Raw genomic sequence first — 18,723 nt, forward strand, 5'->3', positions numbered from 1 at the left:
GCACCGCCCTCCGCAGGAGGACACCGCCCTCCGTGAGGGCACCCGAGAACGGGCGCGGCCCGTTCCCGCTTCGAAAGAAGCGGGAACGGGCCGCGCCCGTACGTGTGGCTACCGCGCCGGAGGCGCGCAGCGGGCCTCGCGGCGATTGGCCCGCATCGTATTGACGCGACGCGTAGTCGCAAAGCACGGAATGACCGCGGCCGCCACGCATTGGAGAGCCGCACCGGTCTGGAGCAGCTGGTGCCCGCCGGGCACGTCGAGCGTCCAGGCGGTGAGGCAGCCCATGCTGATGAGGATCCAGCCGAGGGTGACGACGGCGAGCCGTCCCCGCGGCTTGGGATATTCGACCCGGCTGACCATGAGCCACGCGACACCGACGATCGCGACGACGGTCGGGATGAAGGGCAGCTCCAGCAGCACGACGGAGACCACCGTCATCGCCCCGAAGGGGCTGGGCATGCCCTGGAAGACGCCGTCCCTGATGGTGGTGCAGGAGAAGCGGGCCAGCCGCAGGACGACGGCGAGCACCACCATGACCGCGGCGGCGGCCGACACCTTGCCGTGGGCGTCGTCGGCGACCAGGCCCCAGACGACCACGAAGTACGCCGGCGCGAGCCCGAAGCTGATCAGGTCGGACAGATTGTCCAGCTCGGCCCCCATCGCGGAGCTGCGCAGCTTGCGCGCGACGAGCCCGTCGAAGAGGTCGAAGACGGACGCGAGCAGCATCAGCGTGACCGCCGTGGCGGCGCTGTGCTTGGACATGCCGCCGTCGTTGGTGCCCATCAGGTGCGGGACGAGCACACCGGTGGTCGTGAAGTACACGGCCATGAAGCCGCAGATCGCGTTACCGAGCGTGAGCGCGTCGGCGATGGAGAGCCGCGTGGAGAGCGGCAGGTCGGCGACCTCGTCCTCCAGGTCGGTGACCCAGTGCGGCCGGTCCTGTGCGGAGGACGCGGACGACGGAGAGGAGGCCGAGGATGCCGTGGCGGACGTCTGCGTGTCGGGATCAAGCACGGTCAAGGCGAGTCACCCCAGCCGTGGTGGTCTGCCCGACCTCGACGGCGGGCTCGATGCCCTCCGGCAGGTACACGTCGACCCGCGAGCCGAACCGGATCAGGCCGATCCGGTCGCCCTGCTCGACCTTGCAGCCGCGCGGCACGTACGGCACGATGCGGCGCGCCACGGCCCCGGCGATCTGGATCATCTCGACGTCACCGATCTCGGTGTCGAAGTGCCAGACCACCCGCTCGTTGTTCTCGCTCTCCTTGTTGAACGCCGGAACGTAGCCGCCGGGGATGTGCTCGACGGAGGTGACCGTGCCGGACAGCGGGGCGCGGTTCACATGCACGTTCAGCGGGCTCATGAAGATCGCGACCCGGGTGCGGCCGTCCTTCCACGGCATGATGCTCTGCACCACGCCGTCCGCCGGACAGATCACCCGGCCCTCGGCGATCTCCCGCTCGGGGTCGCGGAAGAACCACAGCATGCCCGCGGCGAGCGCGGTGGCGGGGACGGCCACCGCCGCCCAGCGGCCGGAGCGGCGCGCGCGGACCAGACCGACCGCCGCCGTGGCGAGGGTCGGCAGGAGCCACGGCGACGCTCCGCGCGCGAGTCGTACCCCGGCAAGGCTGTCGCGTGGTGCTGAGGAATGGCTGTGGGGCATGGAAGACCTTCGTAGCGGAGGGTGCCGCGAATGCTTCTGGGGACGGCGGCTTTAGCTCGATGGTATCGGTTGGCACGGGCAACTCGGCAAGCTCAAGGGCGAGTCGATGGCCGGTTCCCGTGCCGTCCGGCTTCACACTGTGTGACCTTCACCTCGGATAAATGCGGGCAAATGCGGACATTCAGCCCTGGAAGCGATACTCCTCCAGGAGCCGTCGTCCGATGATCATTTTCTGGATCTCGGCGGTGCCCTCGCCGATCAGCAGCATCGGCGCCTCACGGTAGAGCCGCTCGATCTCGTACTCCTTGGAGAAGCCGTAGCCGCCGTGGATCCGGAAGGCGTCCTCGACGACCTCCTTGCAGTATTCGGCGGCCAGGTACTTCGCCATTCCGGCCTCCAGGTCGTTGCGCTCGCCGGAGTCCTTCTTGCGTGCCGCGTTGACCATCATGCGGTGCGCGGCCTCCACCTTGGTGGCCATTTCGGCGAGCTTGAACTGGATCGCCTGGTGCTGGGCGATCGGCTTGCCGAAGGTGTGCCGCTGCTGTGCGTAGGCGATGCCGAGTTCGAAGGCCCGCTGCGCCACACCGCAGCCGCGCGCGGCCACATTGACCCGGCCGACCTCGACGCCGTCCATCATCTGGTAAAAACCGCGGCCGCTGACGCCGCCGAGCACCCGGTCGGCCGGCACCCGTACGTCCTGCAGGACCAGCTCGGTGGTGTCGACGCCCTTGTAGCCCATCTTGTCGATCTTCCCGGGCACGGTCAGGCCGGGGACCTTGGGGTTGGCGCCGAAGCCCGGCTCCTTCTCGATCAGGAAGGTCGTCATCGACTTGTGCGGCGCCGCGTCCTGCGGCTGCCCCTCGTCGGTCCTGCACAGCACCGCGACCAGATTCGACGAACCGCCGTTGGTCAGCCACATCTTCTGGCCGTTGACGACGTACGTGTCCCCGTCGCGTACGCCCTTGGTGCGGATCGCCGAGACGTCCGAGCCCAGTTCCGGCTCCGACATCGAGAACGCGCCCCGTACGTCACCGGCGGCCATCCGCGGCAGGAAGTGGTCCTTCTGCTCCTGGGTGCCGTGCTGCTTGATCATGTAGGCGACGATGAAATGGGTGTTGATGATGCCCGAGACGCTCATCCAGCCGCGCGCGATCTCCTCGACGGTGAGCGCGTAGGTCAGCAGCGACTCGCCGAGGCCGCCGTACTCCTCCGGAATCATCAGGCCGAAGATGCCCAGTTCCTTGAGCCCCTCGACGATGTCCGACGGATATTCGTCGCGGTGCTCCAGTTCGGTGGCGACCGGCAGGATCTCCTTGTTCACGAAATCCCGGACGGTGGAGAGGATCTCCTGCTGGACGTCGGTCAGTCCGTCGGTCTGCGCGAGGCGGCCCATCTCAGCTCTCTCCCAGCTCGGGACGGCCGGGCTGTTCCCCGCCGCGCTCCTTGATGTACGTGGCGGTCGGCACCAGTACCTTGCGCCGGAACACGCAGACCAGCGTGCCGTCCTGCTTGTAGCCGCGGGTCTCCACCGCGACGATGCCGCGGTCGTCCTTGGACTTCGACGGCCGCTTGTCGAGCACGGTCGTCTCGCCGTAGATCGTGTCGCCGTGGAAGGTCGGCGCGACGTGCTTGAGCGACTCGATCTCCAGATTGGCGATGGCCTTGCCGGAGACATCGGGCACCGACATGCCGAGCAGCAGCGAGTAGACGTAGTTGCCGACGACCACATTGCGGCCGAAGTCGGTCGTCTTCTCGGCGTAGTTGGCGTCCATGTGCAGCGGGTGGTGATTCATGGTGAGGAGGCAGAAGAGGTGGTCGTCGTACTCGGTGACCGTCTTTCCCGGCCAGTGCTTGTAGATCGCACCGACCTCGAACTCCTCGTATGTGCGGCCGAACTGCACGTCATACCTCCAGCTTTTCCAGCTTGTTCGCGAGCCGGATCTCGTCCACGATCCGGCCGATGATCTCGGTGATGCCGAAGTCCTTCGGAGTGAACACCGCGGCCACCCCGGCCGCCAGCAGCGCCTTGGTGTCCGCCGAGGGGATGATCCCGCCGACCACCACCGGGATGTCGTCCACCCCGGCCCTGCGCAGCCGTTGCAGCACGTCCGGCACCAGGGCCGCGTGCGAACCCGACAGGATCGACAGGCCCACGCAGTGCACGTCCTCGGCGACGGCCGCCGACACGATCTGCTCGGGCGTCAGCCTGATCCCCTGGTAGACCACCTCGAAACCGGCGTCGCGGGCGCGCACCGCGATCTGCTCGGCGCCGTTGGAGTGCCCGTCCAGGCCCGGCTTGCCGACCAGCAGCCGCAGCCGTCCGCCGCCCAGTTCCTTCGCCGTCTCCGCGACCTTGCGGCGCACCCCGGCCAGCGGGCTGCCCGCCTCGGCGGCCACCGCGACCGGCGCGCTGCTGACCCCGGTGGGCGCCCGGAACTCGCCGAAGACGTCGCGCAGCGCCCAGGACCACTCGCCGGTCGTCACCCCCGCCCGCGCGCACTCCAGGGTGGCCGGCATCAGATTGCCGGTGCCGGCCGCGACCGACCGCAGCGCGGTCAGCGCCTCCTGCGCCCGCCGCTCGTCGCGCGCCACCCGCCAGTCGTGCAGCGCGGCCACCACCCTGGCCTCGTTGTCCGGGTCGACGGTCATGATCGCGGTGTCGAGGTCGGCGGTCAGCGGATTGGGCTCGGTGGACTCGTAGACGTTGACGCCGACGATCTTCTCCTCGCCCGACTCGATCCTGGCCCGCCGTTCGGCGTGCGAGGACACCAGCTGCGACTTGAGGTAGCCCGACTCGACCGCGGCCATGGCGCCGCCCAGTTCCTCGATGTGCGCCATCTCGGCGGTCGCCAACCGCACCAGCTCCTCGACCTTCGCCTCGATCACATGGCTGCCGTCGAAGATGTCCTCGTACTCCAGCAGGTCGCTCTCATGGGCCAGCACCTGCTGGATGCGCAGGCTCCACTGCTGGTCCCAGGGGCGCGGCAGGCCCAACGCCTCGTTCCAGGCCGGGAGTTGCACCGCGCGGGCACGGGCGTCCTTGGAGAGCGTGACGGCCAGCATCTCCAGCACGATCCGCTGGACGTTGTTCTCCGGCTGCGCCTCGGTCAGGCCGAGCGAGTTGACCTGCACGCCGTAGCGGAAGCGGCGCTGCTTGGGGTCCTCGATGCCGTACCGCTCGCGCGTGACGGTGTCCCAGATCCGGCCGAAGGCGCGCATCTTGCACATCTCCTCGACGAAGCGGACACCCGCGTTGACGAAGAAGGAGATCCGCGCGACGACCTCGCCCCTGCGCTCCTCGGGCACCTGGCCCGAGGCGAAGACCGCGTCCAGGACGGCGACCGCCGTGGACATCGCGTAGGCGATCTCCTGCACCGGCGTGGCACCGGCCTCCTGGAGGTGGTAGCTGCAGATGTTGATCGGGTTCCACTTGGGGATGTGGTTGACCGTGTACGTGATCATGTCGGTGGTCAGCCGCAGCGAGGGGACCGGCGGGAAGACATGCGTACCGCGGGAGAGGTACTCCTTGACGATGTCGTTCTGTGTCGTGCCCTGGAGCGCGGTGACATCGGCGCCCTGCTCCTCGGCGACCACCTGGTAGAGCGCCAGCAGCCACATGGCGGTGGCGTTGATGGTCATCGAGGTGTTCATCCGCTCCAGCGGGATGTCCTGGAACAGCCGCCGCATGTCGCCCAGATGGGAGACCGGCACACCGACCCGGCCGACCTCGCCGCGGGCCAGCACATGGTCCGGGTCGTAGCCGGTCTGGGTCGGCAGGTCGAACGCGACCGACAGGCCCGTCTGGCCCTTGTCGAGATTGCGGCGGTACAGCGCGTTGGACGCCTCGGCGGTCGAGTGCCCCGCGTAGGTCCGCATCAGCCAGGGCCGGTCCTTCGCCCGGCGCCCGCTCGTCTCCTGCGTCATGGCGCCGCCTCACGCGCCCCGGAAGAGATTGATCGCGCTCTCGTGCTTCGCGCGCAGCTCCGGGTCCGTGACGCCCATGCCCTCCTCGGGCGCCAGCGCGAGGACACCGACCTTGCCCTGGTGCAGATTGCGGTGCACGTCGTACGCCGCCTGCCCGGTCTCCTCCAGCGTGTACGTCCGGGACAGCGTGGGGTGGATCTTGCCCTTGGCGATCAGCCGGTTGGCCTCCCACGCCTCGCGGTAGTTGGCGAAGTGCGAGCCGACGATCTTCTTCAGGCTCATCCACAGATAGCGGTTGTCGTACTCGTGGTTGTAGCCGCTGGTGGAGGCGCAGGTGACGATGGTGCCGCCCTTGCGGGTGACGTAGACGGAGGCGCCGAAGGTCTCCCGGCCCGGGTGCTCGAAGACGATGTCCACGTCCTCGCCTCCGGTCAGTTCACGGATCCGGGCGCCGAAGCGCTTCCACTCGCGCGGGTCCTGGTGCTGGTCGTCCTTCCAGAAGCGGTAGCCCTCGGCATTGCGGTCGATGATCGCCTCCGCGCCCATCCGGCGGCAGATCTCCGCCTTCTGCGGGCTGGAGACCACACAGATCGGGTTGGCGCCGCCGGCCAGCGCGAACTGCGTGGCGTAGGAGCCGAGTCCGCCGCTTGCGCCCCAGATCAGCACATTGTCGCCCTGCTTCATGCCGGCGCCGTTGCGCGAGACGAGCTGGCGGTAGGCGGTGGAGTTGACCAGGCCGGGGGCCGCGGCCTCCTCCCAGGTGAGGTGCGCCGGCTTGGGCATCAGCTGGTTGGACTTGACCAGGGCGATCTCGGCGAGGCCGCCGAAGTTGGTCTCGAAGCCCCAGATCCGCTGCTCCGGGTCGAGCATCGTGTCGTTGTGCCCGTCGGCGGACTCCAGTTCCACGCTCAGGCAGTGCGCCACGACCCGGTCGCCCGGCTTCCAGGCGTTGACCCCGGCGCCGGTGCGCAGCACGACGCCCGCCAGGTCGGAGCCGATGACGTGGTACGGCAGGTCGTGCCGCTTGGTGAGCGGCGACAGCTTCCCGTAGCGCTCCAGGAAGGCGAAGGTCGAGACCGGCTCGAAGATCGAGGTCCAGACCGAGTTGTAGTTGACCGAGCTGGCCATCACGGCCACCAGGGCCTCACCGGGCCCGAGTTCGGGCAGCGGCACCCGGTCGACGTGCAGGGACTTGCGGGGGTCCTTCTCGCGGGCGTCGAGCCCTTCGAACATTCCGGCCTCGTCCTTGCGGACGGTCACGGCGCGGTAGGACTCCGGCAGCGGCAGGGCCGCGAAGTCGCTGGCTGAACTGTCCGGCGCGAGGATCGCGTCCAGGATTTCCTTCATGGTGACTGGCCTCCGGCGAAGCGTGCTGCGGCTGCGAAAACGCTTGAGGGAACGCAGGGGTGGATGAACGGGTGCCGTCGTCGGTCCGGCGGTACTGCGGTGGAACTGACCATGTCGCGCGGTGGCGCGGGGATACCTGTGACGCAGGCCGTCCGGGCCTTGGGGACAGCCGGCGTACGTGGGATCTCCGTACGCCGGCCGCCCGGACTACCGTCACGGTATGGCACGCGGTGCCACTCGTAAAGACACTGCGTGCCATGATTTTTTCTCAAGCGTCACCGGGCGGGCACAGATGAGCGGCCCACGCCATGGGGAAAATACGGTGAACGCCGCCGAAACGGCAGGAAGCGGGCGCGGAGACGCACGACAGCGACCGACCGTGGTTCCGGTCGGCCGCTGTCACGAATGGCGGGTGCGGCGGGGCGGGCGCCCGGGCGGTCCCGGGCGCCGACGACGCCCGGTACGGCTCAGGCGCGGCGCAGGGCCTGCTCGATCGTCCGCAGGATCTCGGCGGGCGAGGCATCGGTGCGGGCGACCGCGACCACCACCTCGCCCTGCCGGGACACGGTCGCCACAGGCTCCACCGCGACCCGCGACGGTATCCGGCCGGCGCCGATACCGGTGCCGAAAGTGGCCTTGATGACGTCGAAGGCGTGATCGAGCTGCGCCTCCACATCGCCCTTGCCGTCGGCGCGCAGCCAGCGGCGCAGCACATGATTGTGCGCCGCGACCACCGCGGACGCGGCCACCTCCGCCAGCAGCGGGTCGTCGTCGCCGTCGCGATGCGCGCCCTCGTCGAAATGGCCCAGCAGATAACGGGTGAACAGCCGCTCGTAGCGGGCCACCGAGGCGATCTCCCGCTCCCGCAGCGTCGGCACCTCGCGCGTCAGCCGATACCGCTCGACCGACACCTCCGGCATGTGCGCGTACATCCGCAGCACCTCGGTGATGCCCCGGCACACGGTGTCCAGCGGGTGCTCGTGCGGGTCGGCGGAGTCCAGCACCGCCTGCACCCGCACCAGCGTGTCGTCGTGGTCGGGGAAGATCGCCTCTTCCTTGGAGCGGAAGTGCCGGAAGAAGGTCCGCCGGGCGACCCCGGCCGTCGCCGCGATCTCGTCCACCGTGGTGGCCTCGTACCCCTGCGTCGCGAACAGGTGCATCGCGGCCGACGCGAGGTCCTGGCGCACCCGGTGGCGCTGGGCCGCGGCACGGCGGCCGTTCGCGGTCTCGGGCTGATCGGTCTTCGCGGGCTGGGACATGTGGGGAACGTAACACGCCCCGGCCCCGCGCCCGGCGGCCGGGGGAAAACCTCCCCAGCCCGCCGTACGCCCCTGCTCCCGGCCCCGCCCGCCCCTTGTCTCAGCGCCGGGCATACTCGCGGAAGCCGCGGCCGGTCTTGCGGCCCAGGCATCCCGCGGACACCAGGTGCTCCAGCAGCGGCGCGGGCGCCAGACCCGGGTCGCGGAACTCCTCGTGCAGCACCTGCTCGATCGCCAGCGACACGTCCAGGCCCACCACGTCCAGCAGCTCGAACGGCCCCATCGGATAGCCGCCGCCCAGCTTCATGGCCGCGTCGATGTCGTCCACGCTCGCGTAGTGGTCCTGCACCATCTTCACCGCGTTGTTCAGGTACGGGAACAGCAGCGCGTTCACGATGAAGCCGGCCCGGTCGCCGCAGTCCACCGCGTGCTTGCGGACCGCGCCGCACACCTCGTGCACGGTCGCCCGCACCTCGTCGGCGGTCAGCACGGTGTGCACCACCTCGACCAGCTTCATGGCCGGCGCCGGATTGAAGAAGTGCATCCCGACGACGTCCTGCGGGCGGCCCGTGGCCCGGGCGACCGCGACCACCGGCAGCGAGGAGGTCGTGGTGGCCAGCACCGCGCCCGGCTTGCAGACCTTGTCGAAGGTCTGGAAGAGCTGCTGCTTGACCGCCAGGTCCTCGGCCACCGCCTCGACCACCAGATCCGCGTCGGCCAGCGCGTCGTACGAACCGGACGGCGTCACCCTGGCCACCGCCGCGTCCCGCTGCTCCCGCGTCAGCCGCCCCTTGGCCACCGACCGGTCCAGCGACCGGGACAGCCGCACCACCGCCGCCTCGGCCTTCTCCAGGGTGCGGGCGGTGAGCACCACCTCGAAGCCGGCCTTCGCGAACACCTCCGCGATCCCGGCCGCCATCGTCCCCGAGCCCGCGACGCCGACCGTACGCACCGGCCGGCCCGTCGCCCGCACCGCGCTCGCGGTCCCCGGGGTCTCGGCGTCCGGCACCACGACCGGGCTCGCGGGCGCCTGGTAACTGTAGAAACCGCGGCCCGACTTGCGGCCCAGCAGCCCGGCGGAGGTCAGCTGCTTGAGCACCGGCGCGGGCGCGTGCAGCCGGTCGTGGGACGCCTCGTACATCGCCTCCAGGACGGTCGTGGCGGTGTCGATGCCGATCAGGTCGAGCAGCGCCAGCGGGCCCATCGGCAGGCCGCAGCCCAGCCGCATCGCCGCGTCGATGTCCTCGCGGGTGGCGTAGCGGGCCTCGTACATCGCGGCGGCCTGGTTGAGGTAGCCGAACAGCAGGCCGTCGGCGATGAATCCGGGCCGGTCGCCGACCGGCACCGGCTCCTTGCCGAGGCTCAGCACCAGTTCGGTGACGGTCGCCGTGGTCTCCGGCGAGGTCAGCACCGTGGACACCACCTCGACCAGCTTCATCGCGGGCGCGGGCGCGAAGAAGTGCAGGCCGAGCACCCGGTCCGGGCGGGCGGTCTCGGCCGCGAGCCGGGTCACCGACAGCGCGTTGGTGCCGGTCGCGAGGATCGCCTCCGGCTTCACCAGCCGGTCCAGCTCGGTGAAGACCTCGCGCTTGATGTCGTAGCGCTCGTCGACCACCTCGATCACCAGGTCCGCCTCGGCGGCGGCCCGCAGATCGGGGAAGGTGCGGAAGCGGGCGAGCGCGTCGCCCCGCTCGGCCTCGGTGCTCCGGCCGCGCTCGACGGCGCGGGCCGTGGAGCGCTCCAGCGCGGTGACCGCGCGGCGCGCGGCGCCCGGGTCGATGTCGATCCCGATCACCTCGTGACCGGCGCGGGTCAGCACCTCGGCGATACCGGTGCCCATGGTGCCGAGGCCGACCACGGCGACGGTCGCGGGGCGGGCGGCGGGGGACTTCCCGGGGGATGCTGCCGCGGAAGCGGCGGGGGACGCGGACGAGGGTGCGGACGGGGGTGTGGACGGACGGTCCATCGCGTGACTCCAGACGCTGAGAAGACCGGGGCGCGAACGCGCGCACGGCTGAGGAATGAGGTGGAGTCGCGGGCCTGGGGCGCAAGGGTCGCGTGCCCGCGCGAAGAGTGGGCGAGCCCTGTCCCGGGGCCGCGCCGCGATGATGCCGAACCGACGTGGTGTGAAACTGCTGAACTCCCGTACCCGACGGCTGCGTCACCGGCCGGCGAGTACGTTCCCCCGAGCGTAACCGGCGAGTAACTTCTCCGCCAGTCCTGTGCGCATGTGATGTGGGCCGCTCACATCTGAGCGGGCGCTCGGGGGTGCGGTGCTTGGGGGCGCGGTTCTTCGTGTCAGGGACAGGGGCGGGAGCGGGCCGGACGGATAGCGGGCCGCGTCAGGCCGTCAGGCTCTCCACGGTGCCTGACAGCGCCGACCAGGACACGGCGGTGTCCCGCGTCCTGGCGTGCGGGCCGCGAAATTCCGCGATGCTCAGCGCCACGTCGTCCAGCGCCCAGCGCAGCCGGTACAGCGCCAGCGCCGCCGGATCGGCCGCCCGCCCGGCCGCGTCCGCGTAACGCGCCAGGTCCTCCGCCGTCTCCGCGACCAGCCACAGATCGCGCTCCGGCACGGCCAGCGCCACGGTGTCCCAGTCGACCAGCAGCCGGCGCTCACCCGTACGCAGCACATTGCCGGGGTGCGGCTCGCCGTGCGTCACCACGGGCGCGCCGCCCGCGGCCGTCGCCGCCAGCCGGTCGAATTCGGCCAGCCGCCGCCGCAGACCCGCGCCGTGGGCCGCGAGCAGTTCACGGGCCGGCTCCGCGTACGGGCCGCCGCTCCACGGCCGCGCCAGCGCGCCGAGCGCCGCTTCCAGGCCCGGCCGCGACGGCAACTCCGGCCGGTGCGCGGGGATCGCGGCCGGCGGCGCTGTCCGGTGCAGGGCGGCGAGCAGGTCGAGCACCCGGCCGCGTTCCGCGGCGCTCAGCACCTCGCCGAAGTCCCCTGCCGTCCCGGCCTCGAAGGGGAACACGCTCACCGCGTGGCGGCCGTCCGGCAGCGGGTGCAGCGTCCGCCCGTCGGCGGCCGGTTCCGGGGCGACGACGAAGTCCAGGCCCGAGGCGCGCAGCGCCGCCGCCGTGTCCATCGCCCGCTCCAGGCCCGCGTACGCGGCCGGCGCGTCGGGACCGCAGTACGCCTTGGCGGTGAGGTCGGCGACGGTCACGAACCAGTGCCGGCCCTCGGTGTCCAGCGCCTGCCAGTGGTAGTCGCCGAAGCCGACCGCCGCGTACGTCAGCCGGCCCGGCGCCAGACCCCACGCGGCGAGCGCCGACCACAGATCCGGCTCGCCGACGTCCTCCGGAAGCTCGTGCATGTGGCAGACCGTAGACCGCGCACCTCTGGCGGGGCATCCGGATAAACGTGCGGGAGACCACCCTTTCGGGTGAGGTACGGGAAAGCCCGGGAGGGCGCCGACTCCGCTTCTACAGTGGGGAGATGGAGCGTGGGCACACCGACCGTTGGAGGTGAGCGGGGTGCCGGGGGAGAGCGATACCGAAGTACGGGACCGGCTGGCGTCGGTGCTGACCGCGCCGGGCGCGGCGCTCGAGGTACGGCAGGCCGCGGCCGTGGAGTTGGCGGCGGCCGGTGACCGGCGGGCCTTCGAGACGCTGGCGCTGCTGCTGAACTACCGGGACGAGGCGCGGGCGCGGCAGGCGGCGGCAGCCCTCGCCCGGCTCGGCGACCCGCGGACCGGGCGGGCCGCCGCGGCGCTCGCCACCAACGCGCAACGCGTCGGCTACGCGCTGCCCGCGATCCGTCTGCTGGTCGAACTGCGCGCACCCGAGGCCGTGCCCGCGCTCACCACGACCCTGGAGCGGCTGCTCGCCCAGCCCTCGCCCGCGCCCCACGAACGGATCGCGCTGGCCTGTGTGGAGGGCCTGGGCGCGCTGGCCGGAGCGAGGGGGCCGGCCGCCCGGCGGGCGCTGCGCGCCGCGACCGGCCACCCGCGGCTCGCGCCGGCCGCCCACGCGGCCCTGGCCCGCGCCGGGGATCACACCGCGCGGGTGTAGCGCACTCCGCGGGCCACGAACGACCGGCAGGCGGTCATCGATCACACCGCACGGGCGTAACGCACCTCGCGCAGCGGTACGCCGTCGCATTCGTGGACCGTCTCGGCGCCGTCCGGCGCGAAGCCCGCGCGGGCGTAGAAGCGGCGGCCCCGCGCATTGTCGGCCAGCACCCACAACAGCAGCCTGCCGTGGCCCAGTTCGGCGGCGCGGGCGCACGCGGCGGCGGTCAGGGCCCGCCCCACTCCCGCACCCGGATGCCCGACACCGCCTCGATATCGCCGGCCGCCATCACCCGTATCCGCACCATGAATCGGAGCCTAGAACAGATCACAGCAGCGTGAGCTGCGTATTTTCCTCAGTGCGCGAGGCCGTATCGGACGGTGCCGCGTCGTGGGGGCGGGCCGGGCCGGGCACCCCGCCGGATGCCCGGCCCGGTGTGGTGCCGGGCCGATCAGGGCCCGGCTCCTCCGACTGCCGAAACCGACGCGCACCCCCGTCGCGCATCGGCCCGCAGCCGAACTCGGTGGCGAATTCGTGCACTTGGCGGGTGACCCGGCGCTGATACCACTTCGGGGCATAGGCGCCGCCCGCGTACAGCGCCTCGTAGTGGCGTACGAGGTGCGGGTGGTGGTGGCCGAGCCACGCCATGTACCACTCCCGGGCGCCCGGCCGCAGATGCAGCACCAGCGGGGTGATCGAGGCGGCGCCCGCCCCGGCGATGGCGCGCACCGTGGCCCGCAACTGCTCGGGCGAGTCGCTGAGGAAGGGCAGCACGGGTGCCATCAGCACCGTGGGCGGCAGCCCGTTCTCCCGCAGGGTGCGGCAGACCGCCAGCCGGGTCTCGGGGGAAGGCGTGCCCGGCTCCACACTGCGCCACAGCCCGCTGTCGGTGAATCCCACCGACAGCGCGACGGACACGTCGGTGACACGGGCGGCCTGCCGCAGCAGCTCCAGATCGCGGAGGATCAGCGAGCCCTTGGTGAGGATCGAGAAGGGGTTCGCGTGGTCGCGCAGCGCCCCGAGGATGCCCGGCATCAACTGATAGCGGCCCTCGGCGCGCTGGTAACAGTCCACATTGGTGCCCATCGCGATGTGCTGGCCCTGCCAGCGCGGCGACGCCAGCTCGCGGCGCAGCAGCTCCGGCGCGTTGGTCTTCACCACGATCTGCGAGTCGAAGTCGATCCCGGTGTCGAGATCGAGATAGCTGTGCGTCTTGCGGGCGAAGCAGTACACGCACGCGTGGCTGCACCCGCGGTACGGATTGACCGTCCACTCGAAGGGCATCCGCGACGCCCCCGGCACCCGGTTGATGATCGACCGGGCCCGTATCTCGTGGAAGGTGATGCCGCGGAAGCCCGGGGTGTCGAAGGTCCGGGTGATCGCGTCGGTGCCGAACAGCGCGGGCGTGGTCCCCGCCGCCGCGTCGTCACCGCTCAGATGGTCCCAGCGCATCGCGCCCTCCTCCGGTCGTCCGTCCCACCACAATAGAACACAGATTCGAAAAGCGGGTGTGGTTGGCTTGTCCGGCGCGTCGCGGATCCGACCGCGGCGCGTGACACGGAGCGGTACGGACACCCGAGGAGAAGTCATGGCGCTGGTCGAGGCCACCACGGAGCGGATCGTCGCGGCGGAGCCGGAGCGGGTGTACGCGGCCCTCGCCGACTACGCCGGCACCCGCGGCCGGGTGCTTCCCGAGCAGTTCAGCGAGTACGAGGTGCGCGAGGGCGGGCAGGGCGCGGGCACCGTCGTCCACTGGAAGCTCCAGGCCACCAGCAAGCGGGTGCGCGACTGCCTCTTCGACGTCACCGCGCCCGCCGAGCGGCAACTGGTCGAGACCGACCGCAATTCGTCGCTGGTCAACACCTGGACGGTCGGCGAGGCCGGGGAGGGGCGCAGCAAGGTCGTCGTCCGTACCACCTGGCAGGGCGCGACCGGCGTCGGCGGCTTCTTCGAGCGCACCTTCGCCCCCAAGGGCCTCGCCCGTATCTACGACGCGCTGCTCGCCGCGCTGGCCGCCGACGTGGAGAAGAACTGACGCCCCTGGTCACGTCGTTGGTTTCGTGATCGTTCACCGATAAGGGTGGTTTAGGCAACTTCCTGAGAATCGTCGCGCCTGTCCGTCGTTGTCGCTTCATGCGGGGAACGGTGGCGACGCAGGCGCGACGAGGGGAGTGGCAGTGGGTGGCAGCACGCTGATCGAGCGTCCGGCGGCCGTGGACGACGAGCGGCCGGGGGAGGACACCGGAAGAACACCGGACGGGCCCGACGGCCCCGGTGGTCCCGGCGGCGCCTCGGGACCGCCCGACGCCGCCGCTGCCGCGGCCGATCTCACCCCCCGCCGGGTCCGGCTGGTCTTCCTCGGCCTGATGCTGGCGCTGCTGCTGGCCGCCCTCGACCAGATGATCGTGGCCACCGCCCTGCCGAAAATCGTCGGCGAGCTGCACGGCCTGGACAAGATGTCCTGGGTCGTCACCGCCTACCTGCTGTCGTCCACCATCGGCCTGCCGATCTACGGCAAGCTCGGCGACCTGTTCGGCCGCAAGATCGTCTTCCAGTTCGCGATCCTGACCTTCGTGGTCGGCTCCGCGCTGGCCGCCTGGTCGCGCACCATGGACGAACTCATCGCCTTCCGCGCCATTCAGGGCATCGGCGGCGGCGGACTCATGATCGGCGTGCAGGCGATCATGGCCGACATCGTGCCGCCGCGTGAACGCGGGCGCTACATGGGCATGATCGGCGCCGCCTTCGGCCTCGCCTCGGTCGCCGGACCGCTGCTCGGCGGCTTCTTCACCGACCACGCCTCCTGGCGCTGGTGCTTCTCCATCAACGTGCCCTTCGGCCTGGTCACCCTGCTGGTGATCAGCCTGGTGCTCAAGCTCCCCAAACCCACCGCCCGGCCGCGCCTCGACGTGCTCGGCGCCCTGCTGCTGGCGGTCGGCTCCACCTGCCTGGTGCTGATCACCACCTGGGGCGGCTCCAAGTACGACTGGACGTCCCGGGAGATCCTCGCCCTGGGAGCGGGCGTGCTCGTCAGCGCGCTGCTCTTCGTCCTGGTCGAGAAAATCGCAGCAGAACCGATCATTCCGTTGCGGCTCTTCCGCGACGGGGTGTTCAACACCAGTGCCCTGATCGGCGCCGTCGTCGGTGTCGCGCTCTTCGGCGCGGCCAGCTATCTGCCGACCTTCCTGCAGATGGTCGACGGCGCGAGCGCCACCGGATCGGGCCTCCTCATGCTGCCGATGATGCTGGGCGTCGTCCTCGCCTCCATCGTCGGCGGACAACTCATCAGCCGCACCGGCCGCTACAAGATCTTCCCGATCCTGGGCGGCGCGCTGTCGACCGTCGGCATGTATCTGCTGTCCCTGATGGACGCGGACACCCCGCAGCACGAATACAGCGTCTACATGGCCGTACTCGGCCTCGGTATCGGCCTGATGCTGCCCGTCCTGGTGCTGGCCGTGCAGAATTCGGTGCGCCCCGCCGACATCGGTTCGGCCACCAGCGCCAACAACTACTTCCGGCAGATCGGCGGTTCGGTCGGCGCGGCCATCTTCGGCACGCTCTTCGCCGACCGCCTCGCCAAGCGCCTCGCGGCCGAACTGCCGCGCGGCGCCCACCTGCCGGACCCCCAGTCGGTCACACCCCAACTGGTGCGCACACTCCCCAAGCCGGTGCGCGACGGCTACATCAACGCGTACGCCGACGCCATGCCGCGGATCTTCCTCTACCTGGTGCCGGTCCTCGTGCTCGGCTTCCTCTTCGCCTTCCTCCTCAAGGAGAAACCCCTGGTGACCCAGCACGGCCCCGCCTCCACGACCACGTACGACGGCGACAGCGCCACCGACACCCTCGTGAGCGGCGACGACGCACCCTCCTTCACCGTGACCGACTCCTCCGTGCCCGGCGCCCGCAAGGGCTACTCCGGCGGGGTCCCGGTGTGCGGCACCGTCCAGCACTCCGACGGCAGCTCCGTCGGGCGCGCCGCGCTCACCCTGATCGACGTCACCGGCCGGCAGATCGGCCGCGGCGCGACCGCCGAGGACGGCCGGTACGCGCTCAGCACCCCGGGCGCCGGCAGCTATGTGCTGATCGCCGCGGCCGGCGGCCACCAGCCGCAGGCCGTCAGCATCACCGTCGCCGACCGCCCGGTCGAACTGGACGTCGTGCTCGGCGGCGCGGGCCGGCTGGCCGGCGCGGTGCGCACCGCCGACGGCACCCCGGTCAGGGACGCCATCGTGACGCTCACCGACATCCGCGGTGACGTCGTGGCGACCGCCCGCAGCGGACGCGAGGGCGCGTACGTGCTCAGCGAACTGGTGGCGGGGGAGTACACCCTGGCGGCCAGCGCGCCCGCCTTCCGGCCCGCCGCCCTGCCGGTGTCGGTACAGGCGTCCCGGGAGACCCGGCAGGACGTGGAACTGGCGGGCGGCGCGGTGCTGCGCGGCACCGTACGCGCCCCCGGCGGGCGCCTGGTGGAGGACGCCCGCGTCACGCTGCTGGACGCCGCGGGCAATGTCGTCGACTCGATGACCACCGGCGCCGACGGCTACTTCCGCTTCGTGGACCTGGCCGCCGGTGAGTACACGGTGATCGCGGCCGGCTACCCGCCGGTGGCCACCGTCCTCCAGGTGGCCGGCGGCGGCAGGACCGAGCGGGACCTCCAGCTCGGCCACGCGGACTGACCGCCGCCCGACGCCCGGACCAGGTGACCGTTACTCCATTCGAGTGACGGTCACTTGGCTGTCGGCACCACCACGTCGTCCTGCTCGCCGTCCCCGTCCAGGTCGGCCTTCTTGCACTGGGTGCCGCGGATCAGCGCGTACGTCCCGCCGATCCGGTACGTGCCGGCGCTCGGCGCGTACAGCCGCGTCCAGTCGCCGTCCTGCGTGAGGCAGCCGTGCCGGTTGTCGTCTGCGCCCTCGATACCGAGCACCGGCGACCACGGGATGCGCAGGATGACCGAGCCGCTGACCGGCATCGTGACGGTCAGCTCGGCCGGGCTCGCCTCGTCCACGACGGCCGGCGGATCGGCCAGCGGATCGGCGTTCGCGACCTTGTAGAGCTTCCAGTAGTCGTCCTGCCACACCGGCGTCAGCCAGGACGGCCGGGCCGCCACGATCTTCGCCTCGGCCACCGCCGCCCCGTCCGGCTGGTCCGACGGCAGCACCACGTAACCGACGCTCCAGCGCTGGAGCCACTCCCGGTAGGTGTCCGCGGTCAGCGTGCCGTCGTAGAACAGCGGATTGCGCTCCACGTCCGCCTGCCGGTTCCAGCCGCGGGCCAGATTGACGTGCGGCGCGAGGCCGGACGCCTCCCAGTGCGAGCGCAGTGGGACCACCTCGACCCGGCCCTTGTCCGCGTGCACCTTGCTGAGCTGCGCGATCAGCGGCTCCGCGTGCTGGACCGTCGAGGCCGGCGCCGAGGTGTTGACCAGGTCCACCACCGGCTTGGCGATCTGCCAGCCCATGACGCCCAGGAAGGCGATCCACAGGGCGAGCCCCATCCGGCCGCCCTTGGTCCACGCCATGGCCACGATCAGCAGCACGGTGCCGCCGAAGAGCAGCGCGAGCCGCTCCACATTGCTGCCGATCGGCGACGGGACGACATAGGTGAGCGCGACACCGAGCGCGTAGACCCAGGACCCGGCGCGCAGCGTCCGCCACTCGCGCGGCACCACCAGCGCGACGGCCACGGCCGTGGCGAACGGGATGATGGCGAAGAACCACTTGAAGGGCTGCACACCGTAGAACGGGAAGAGCAGCGAGGTCGCGCCCACCACCAGGGGCGGGCAGACCGCCATCACATAGGCGTCCTTGCGGCGCCCGGTCAGGAACAGCCCGGCGGCGACCACCAGGATGAACAGACCGGCCACCGGGCTGCACATGGTGGCGAGCGCCCCCATGAAGCTCGCGGTCAGCAGCCGCGGCGTGTGCCGCCCGCCGTTCGCCCGCTCGGTCGGGAAGAGCAGCAAGGTGGCGATCAGGCCGAACAGGACGCCCAGCGCGAAGGTGACCCGGCCGGACAGCACATCACCCCAAAGAGCGAACGCCGTCCACAGCGCGGGCACCATCGGCCGCTTGATCCGCGCCCCGTTGATCCTTGCCCGGATCAGCAGCAGCGTCGCCGCCGTCGTCGACAGCGTCCCCGCGATCACCGCGGTCGTCCGCACCCCGAGCCCGGCCATGATGTACGGCGACAGGATGCTGTACGAGGCGGGGTGCAGCCCGCCGTACCACGACAGGTTGTACGACGCCGAGGGATGCGCCCTTATGAAGTCGGTCCACGCGTACTGCGCGGCCATGTCGCCGGAGTCCTTGGCCAGGAAGTAGGCCCACAGCACATGCAGAAAACCGGCGAGTACAGTGGCGGCCACGACAGGGTTGCGCAGGTCGACCCGCCGGAAAAGGGCCCCCGGCCCCCTCATGGCGGTCCAGCGCGCAGGCTGCCAGGTGGTCACGTGGCCTCTTCCGGTCGCGGATGGCGGTGCGCCCCGGCCGGCGTCCCTTCCGGCGAGGG

Annotated in this window: 15 protein-coding genes; 3 read left to right on the forward strand and 12 right to left on the reverse strand. The window is 71.1% G+C overall.

Annotation, left to right across the window (positions count from 1 at the left end; all coding sequences use genetic code 11):
* Window positions 1–108 precede the first annotated feature (108 nt).
* From pssA to BM076_RS00770, 9 genes are all read right to left on the reverse strand, one after another.
* Window positions 109–915, reverse strand: coding sequence for a CDP-diacylglycerol--serine O-phosphatidyltransferase (pssA, locus tag BM076_RS00730; protein WP_093711703.1), 807 nt, complete (start codon window positions 913–915; stop codon window positions 109–111).
* Window positions 916–1,006: 91 nt separating this feature from the next.
* Window positions 1,007–1,663 (reverse strand): phosphatidylserine decarboxylase, encoded by a 657-nt coding sequence (locus BM076_RS00735; protein WP_093711322.1) that lies wholly within the window; start codon window positions 1,661–1,663, stop codon window positions 1,007–1,009.
* Window positions 1,664–1,844: 181 nt separating this feature from the next.
* Entirely contained in the window at window positions 1,845–3,056 is a 1,212-nt protein-coding gene (locus BM076_RS00740; RefSeq protein WP_093711323.1) for an acyl-CoA dehydrogenase family protein, read from the reverse strand.
* Between the two features lies 1 nt (window position 3,057).
* Complete coding sequence (locus tag BM076_RS00745) at window positions 3,058–3,564, reverse strand: MaoC family dehydratase (RefSeq protein WP_093711324.1); 507 nt, start codon at window positions 3,562–3,564, stop codon at window positions 3,058–3,060.
* 1 nt (window position 3,565) lies between these two features.
* Window positions 3,566–5,539 (reverse strand): protein meaA, encoded by a 1,974-nt coding sequence (locus tag BM076_RS00750; protein ID WP_245795664.1) that lies wholly within the window; start codon window positions 5,537–5,539, stop codon window positions 3,566–3,568.
* Between the two features lie 57 nt (window positions 5,540–5,596).
* Window positions 5,597–6,934, reverse strand: a complete 1,338-nt coding sequence (ccrA, locus tag BM076_RS00755; protein WP_093711326.1) for a crotonyl-CoA carboxylase/reductase — start codon at window positions 6,932–6,934, stop codon at window positions 5,597–5,599.
* 467 nt (window positions 6,935–7,401) lie between these two features.
* Window positions 7,402–8,193, reverse strand: a complete 792-nt coding sequence (locus BM076_RS00760) for a TetR family transcriptional regulator (protein ID WP_093711327.1) — start codon at window positions 8,191–8,193, stop codon at window positions 7,402–7,404.
* A 100-nt stretch (window positions 8,194–8,293) separates the two neighbouring features.
* Window positions 8,294–10,159: a 3-hydroxyacyl-CoA dehydrogenase family protein gene (locus BM076_RS00765; protein WP_093711328.1), complete on the reverse strand. Its 1,866-nt coding sequence runs from the start codon at window positions 10,157–10,159 to the stop codon at window positions 8,294–8,296.
* Window positions 10,160–10,535: 376 nt separating this feature from the next.
* The gene (locus BM076_RS00770; RefSeq protein WP_093711329.1) at window positions 10,536–11,510 is read right to left on the reverse strand and encodes a phosphotransferase; all 975 of its coding nucleotides are present in this window, start codon (window positions 11,508–11,510) and stop codon (window positions 10,536–10,538) included.
* A 160-nt stretch (window positions 11,511–11,670) separates the two neighbouring features.
* Here BM076_RS00770 and BM076_RS00775 point away from each other — a divergent pair, with 160 nt between their 5' ends.
* Window positions 11,671–12,207: an adenylosuccinate lyase gene (locus tag BM076_RS00775; RefSeq protein ID WP_093711330.1), complete on the forward strand. Its 537-nt coding sequence runs from the start codon at window positions 11,671–11,673 to the stop codon at window positions 12,205–12,207.
* 41 nt (window positions 12,208–12,248) lie between these two features.
* On the opposite strand, the gene BM076_RS00780 is transcribed toward BM076_RS00775, so the two are convergent.
* Together BM076_RS00780 and BM076_RS00785 are read right to left on the reverse strand one after the other, a co-directional pair.
* Complete coding sequence (locus tag BM076_RS00780) at window positions 12,249–12,449, reverse strand: GNAT family N-acetyltransferase (RefSeq protein ID WP_245795618.1); 201 nt, start codon at window positions 12,447–12,449, stop codon at window positions 12,249–12,251.
* Window positions 12,450–12,534: 85 nt separating this feature from the next.
* Entirely contained in the window at window positions 12,535–13,659 is a 1,125-nt protein-coding gene (locus tag BM076_RS00785) for an Rv2578c family radical SAM protein (RefSeq protein ID WP_093711332.1), read from the reverse strand.
* 136 nt (window positions 13,660–13,795) lie between these two features.
* On the opposite strand from BM076_RS00785, the gene BM076_RS00790 reads away from it, so the two are divergent.
* A complete protein-coding gene (locus BM076_RS00790) occupies window positions 13,796–14,242 on the forward strand; it encodes an SRPBCC family protein (protein WP_093711333.1) in 447 nt (148 codons plus the stop codon).
* A 142-nt stretch (window positions 14,243–14,384) separates the two neighbouring features.
* Entirely contained in the window at window positions 14,385–16,889 is a 2,505-nt protein-coding gene (locus tag BM076_RS00795; RefSeq protein WP_245795619.1) for an MFS transporter, read from the forward strand.
* Between the two features lie 50 nt (window positions 16,890–16,939).
* Here the strand turns inward: BM076_RS00795 and BM076_RS00800 are convergent, their stop codons facing one another.
* Window positions 16,940–18,580, reverse strand: a complete 1,641-nt coding sequence (locus tag BM076_RS00800; protein WP_177246268.1) for an MFS transporter — start codon at window positions 18,578–18,580, stop codon at window positions 16,940–16,942.
* Window positions 18,581–18,723: the final 143 nt, after the last annotated feature.

Origin of the sequence: Actinacidiphila alni, assembly GCF_900112845.1 — a bacterium.
GTDB lineage: Bacteria > Actinomycetota > Actinomycetes > Streptomycetales > Streptomycetaceae > Actinacidiphila > Actinacidiphila alni.

Bases quoted from the DNA above. Each gene is read 5' to 3' on its own strand.
- BM076_RS00735 (WP_093711322.1), bottom strand. From the start codon at position 1,663: ATGCCCCACAGCCATTCCTCAGCACCACGCGACAGCCTTGCCGGGGTA.
- BM076_RS00740 (WP_093711323.1), bottom strand. From the start codon at position 3,056: ATGGGCCGCCTCGCGCAGACCGACGGACTGACCGACGTCCAGCAGGAG.
- BM076_RS00750 (WP_245795664.1), bottom strand. From the start codon at position 5,539: ATGCGGACCTACGCGGGGCACTCGACCGCCGAGGCGTCCAACGCGCTG.
- ccrA (WP_093711326.1), bottom strand. From the start codon at position 6,934: ATGAAGGAAATCCTGGACGCGATCCTCGCGCCGGACAGTTCAGCCAGC.
- BM076_RS00760 (WP_093711327.1), bottom strand. From the start codon at position 8,193: ATGTCCCAGCCCGCGAAGACCGATCAGCCCGAGACCGCGAACGGCCGC.
- BM076_RS00765 (WP_093711328.1), bottom strand. From the start codon at position 10,159: ATGGACCGTCCGTCCACACCCCCGTCCGCACCCTCGTCCGCGTCCCCC.
- BM076_RS00770 (WP_093711329.1), bottom strand. From the start codon at position 11,510: ATGCACGAGCTTCCGGAGGACGTCGGCGAGCCGGATCTGTGGTCGGCG.
- BM076_RS00785 (WP_093711332.1), bottom strand. From the start codon at position 13,659: ATGCGCTGGGACCATCTGAGCGGTGACGACGCGGCGGCGGGGACCACG.
- BM076_RS00790 (WP_093711333.1), top strand. From the start codon at position 13,796: ATGGCGCTGGTCGAGGCCACCACGGAGCGGATCGTCGCGGCGGAGCCG.